This is a genomic window from Phyllobacterium myrsinacearum (assembly GCF_014138285.1).
Lineage (GTDB): Bacteria > Pseudomonadota > Alphaproteobacteria > Rhizobiales > Rhizobiaceae > Phyllobacterium > Phyllobacterium myrsinacearum_A.
In genome coordinates, this window is sequence record NZ_JACGXN010000025.1 from 1 (window position 1) to 5,049 (window position 5,049).

Sequence of the window (5,049 nt, forward strand, 5' to 3'; positions counted from 1 at the left end):
CGACATGCGCCCATGATACACCTCCGAGGAAGTTGAATCATAGTTCGGCAAGCTTGGGAATCCCATCGATTCACATAATCAGCGCGATGCTCTAGGCGCAAGACCATCTCGTTGAGCGTGATGTCTTTCTCCACATCGATCAGGCCGAAGATGAATGCCTCATGAGCATCCAGCCTGGAGCCAGAGCGTCGCCCTTGTTTACCTGCCGTCAATTGACCCTGTCGCGCATTGGCGATCCAGGCAATGGCAGTCGAAATCCCTATCCCAAAACCGCACCGCCGCTGAGCGTGCAGACATCCCGTCTGCAGAAGCCGCCAGAACACGGCTGCGAAGATCATCACTGAATGCTCGTGACATCCCTATCTCCCTAATTCGAAGGTAGGGAATCACGGCAAACCGTCACTGTCACCCAAATTCCGATTCCGCGTTCAGCGGACTTGCTCTAGTGACGGTTGGTTTGTTTAGAATTGCATTCTGAACTGCGCCGTCACTGAGCCGCCCAATATGTCTTCGCCGAACTGAAGATCGCCGCGGATACTGCCAATCATCAAACGTTCGCTCCCGGCGATTTTTCCTGTAAGGGACAAGAAGTTAACACCAAGGCTGGCTTCACCATATGTTCCAAGCCTATTGGTTTTAACTGGCAAGTTGACCGGCGTCCCACCACCTTGATCAATGGTTAAAACTGCGTTGATGTCCTTCGCAAAGTCATGATAAGCGGTCATGGTCAAGAAGGGTGACAGCTTGATGCGGTCATCCTTGAAAAAGAAGCTCTTTGAGACAGTTATGCCGCCAAAGGCTATCATGCTCTCAACGTTATCAAAGCTTACCCGACCCTCTCGCTGATTTAGGACCACGTTCTGTGGGATGCGAAGATCATCTGTATCGCTGCGGGAGTAGGTAAATCCGGTTGCAGGAATAAACGACCAATCGTTTTTCTGTAGAGTGTAGGATGTTGATCCACCTACCGAGAAGCGCTTGCCCTTGACTTTGGTTCCATCAATCTTAAAGACCGGATCATCCACATTGACTGTATAATCAGTCTCTTCTTGACGTACCTGCACATCAGCGAAAAAAGCACCCTTGGTGAATGCTGCGTAAGCACCGTAGAAAAAAGATTCAAAATCAGTCGTGTTCGCGTAATTCTTCTGATCGGATTTACCAAAAATCTGACCGCCGGTAAGACCAAAATTCACATTTGCGCCGGTTCCATTGATATTGAAGAACCCAGAATCCATACCGACTTGATAGCCAGTGAAACTCGTATCCATCTCGGCCGGTGTTCTGATCATGCTGCCGTCTGGTTGTGTGATCGAGCCAGATGTCTTAATTGTGGACAGGCCAGAGTTCATCCGAATCCACGGTGCAAGACCGAACTGATTCTTGTCGGGATCGACCGGAGCGGAGATCAATCCGCTGGATGGTTTGAAGAATGAAGAGGCAACAACATTTTGCGCTGCGATAAAGCCCGACACGACACCGCTTGCTGCATTACCATCGACACCCGAACGAATGACATATTTGTATCCGTCGTTAGAGTTTTGCCGGGCAAGATCATAGCGAACCACACCGCCCGTTGGCAGACCGCTTGCTGTCAACTGAAAATCAGAACTCTGATTTTTTACATCGACGAGCAGAATGGTACTGCCAAGCAGCGGCTCGGGAGCTGAAGAGACATCGTTGATGTTGATATGGGTCTTTCCCATGGCAACGCCGCCGATGATAAGACTGTCCGACGTCCCCTGATGAAAATCGACGTCAAGAGATACCTGGGAACCAGTTCCGCCCGTGTAGTTGCCATTTACAGTGAAATGATCCCCAACACGTTTGTTATTAGACAGATCAATCAGGCCATTCTGGACAACGACATTGTTCTGGGTTTGGGATGTTCCACCCATCTCCAGTACACCATTTTGAATCGTCGTATTGCCGGTAATTGCGCCGAGCGTGGCGGCATCTCTCAACGAGAGAGTTCCTCCGTTAATCAACGTACCACCGGAATAATTATTACTTTCGGTAAAGATAAGCTTGCCAGCACCAGCCTTTGTAAAAGAACCAGCGCCGCCCAAAGACTGGCGGAATATGAAACTGTTATTGGCTTCGGTAATGTCGATACCACCGCCCTTGTCAGTCATTGTCCAGTCGCGCACAGGCGTGGCTTCTGTGAAAGATGTGCCGGTTATGCGCAGAAATCCACCGTCCAACATAACGCCCCCTCGGGCCGTTCCGAGGTTTTCGTCTTTGGATACTGAAAGAATGCCTTCGCTGACAGTCGTGCCGCAATGCTTGTTGTTGCCGGTCAAGGTAACAGTGCCACCGCCAGTCTTCTGAATACCACCGCAACCACTTCCACCGCCTGTAATGGGCGCATCTATCTCTGCACTTACGTCAGTGAGTACCCGTAGTTCGAGAGGAGCAGCTGCATCTTGGGTGATGAGCGCGCCACCTGCGCCAGCCACCAGCTTATAACCGTTTGTAACGAACTGGAGGCTCTTGGCAGTTTGTGCTCCATTGATGGTAATGGTTTCACCGGTCGATCTGAAGATTCCTGTGTATTCTGCAAAGGGAGCTGGCCCGTCACCATCTTTATTAACCCAAGGCGTGCTATCGTCCCAAGTATTATTCCCTTGAAGCCAAAACTGCTCAGTTCCGTCGAGAACAAGAAGATCGATGTATTTTCCGAGTGTCGAATTAAGTTGAACGTGTTTTCCCGTCAACACGTCCGGTATCGCACCCAATTCCATACCATTGTTGGTGAGGCTGCCATATGTAAACAGGCGATAATAACCGATTGACGGTCCAGATCCCGGACCATCTAAAAGGTTTAATGTTCCATCAAGCGCAAGATTACCGGCAACATTGATAGTGCTGCTTACACCCGGACTGGTGGTTGTGGAAGCGCTCCCAAGTGCAATCTCAGTGGTTGATCCTGCATTTAAAGAAAGATTTCCACCGATTCTCAGTGGGCTACCCATCGCGCCAGGTGCAATAACACCGCCATCATGAATTGCGACAGAACCACTGATATAGCCGCCGCCTTCGAGGCGCGTTCCGGTCCAAACACCTACGTTGCCACCCATGGAGCCGGTTATTCTCAAGATGCCAGCCTCCACTTCAGTGTTGCCGGTAGAGCTAGCCAGGCCGCCTCCAATTACAAGCGTACCAGCCCCAATCTTTCTAAGGATTCCATTGTTCAGTAATTGTTGATTGAGCGTTAAGGTATTTGCTGCATCGGAAATATCAATTATGCCACCTTGAGTAGTCACCCCTACGGCACGATTTGTGCTCGAGAAATCAGTTCCCGTAACCTGAAAGGCACCGCCATTAAGGATCAGGGAGCCACTGCCCAGATTGCGATCTGCGCCTACAGACAGTGTGCCTGTATTGATGATGGTCCCACCGCTATAGGTGTTGTTTCCGGTAAGAACCATAGTCCCGGCGCCATTTTTGACTATGCCCTGACTACCATCTGCCTCACTGATATTGGCACTGACCAAAAGGTCCTGGGCTGCACTGCCATCTGTAACGTTGAAGTTGGCGAAGTTGCCAGGATTGTCTTCTCGGAGCACGACATTGCCGGAGATTTCTGACGTGTTGGCTGAAGCCAGTGTGTTGACAGTGGTACCGCCACCGAAGGCAAACTGGCCGCTTCCACTCGTCTTCATCGTGCCGCCGGTCAGATTATAGGTAATGCCCCAGCCATTGTCGCCGTTGGCCGTACTGTCGAGTGTCCCACCGTCCAGATTGATGGTGCGGACCCGGTTTGCTCCAGTTCCCAGCGCATTGGTGCTTCCCAAAAGAAGCGTTCCGCCGGAGTTGACTGTGACAGTCCCCGTAATTACGCCGGTTAAACCGTAGTCGCGATTCGGATCATTACCCAGCTGCAGCGTGCCGTTCTCCACCAGCGTTCCACCGGTATAGACACTCCTTCCGGTCAGGGTGGTCGTTCCGGTCCCGGATTGTATAACAGCGCCGTCACCTGTTATAACGCCCCCCAAAAGCAGGCTGCCCGCTCCCGAGTCCGAGCGGTTGAATACGAGGTTGGCATCCTCGTTGACATTGATATCGCCCTTGATTGATCCTGTGGTGCCGCCATTTCCCAGCTGCAACGTTCCGTTGATTACAGCTGTACCGCCAGTATACGTATTGGTTCCAGTGAGAACCATCGTTCCGGCACCACGCTTGAAGATGCCTTGGCTGCCCTCGGCTTCACTTATGTCAGCGCTGACTAGAAGGTCCTGGGCTGCACTGCCATTTGCAACGTTGAAATTAACGACATTGCCAGGATTGTTGCGCCGAAGCGTAACATTGCCTGATATCTCTGAGGTAGTGTCCGAAGCCAGCGTGTTGACTGTGGTGCCGCCACCGAAGGCAAACTGGCCGCTTCCACTCGTCTTCATCGTGCCGCCGGTCAGATTATAGGTAATGCCCCAGCCATTGTCGCCGTTGGCCGTACTGTCGAGTGTCCCGCCGTTCAGGTTGACGGTGTCAACCTTATCATTGCCATACCCAAGGGCGTTCGTGCTTCCCAAAAGAAGCGTTCCGCCGGAGTTGACTGTGACAGTCCCCGTAATTACGCCGGTTGAACCGTAGTCGCGATTCGGATCATTGCCCAGCTGCAGCGTGCCGTTCTCCACCAGCGTTCCACCGGTATAGACACTCCTTCCGGTCAGGGTGGTCGTTCCGGTCCCGGATTGTATAACAGCGCCGTCACCTGTTATAACGCCCCCCAAAAGCAGGCTGCCCGCTCCCGAGTCCGAGCGGTTGAATACGAGGTTGGCATCCTCGTTGACATTGATATCGCCCTTGATTGATCCTGTGGTGCCGCCATTTCCCAGCTGCAACGTTCCGTTGATTACAGCTGTACCGCCAGTATACGTATTGGTTCCAGTGAGAACCATCGTTCCGGCACCACGCTTGAAGATGCCTTGGCTGCCCTCGGCTTCACTTATGTCAGCGCTGACTAGAAGGTCCTGGGCTGCACTGCCATTTGCAACGTTGAAATTAACGACATTGCCAGGATTGTTGCGCCGAAGCGTAACATTGCCT

1 protein-coding gene and 1 pseudogene are annotated in these 5,049 nt (G+C 52.0%); both read right to left on the reverse strand.

Annotation, left to right across the window (positions count from 1 at the left end):
* Positions 1–92: 92 nt before the first annotated feature.
* A pseudogene (locus FHW16_RS28400) lies at positions 93–357 on the reverse strand (IS630 family transposase); the annotation flags it as partial.
* A 104-nt stretch (positions 358–461) separates the two neighbouring features.
* Entirely contained in the window at positions 462–4,952 is a 4,491-nt protein-coding gene (locus FHW16_RS28405; RefSeq protein WP_348643942.1) for an autotransporter-associated beta strand repeat-containing protein, read from the reverse strand.
* Positions 4,953–5,049 lie beyond the last annotated feature (97 nt).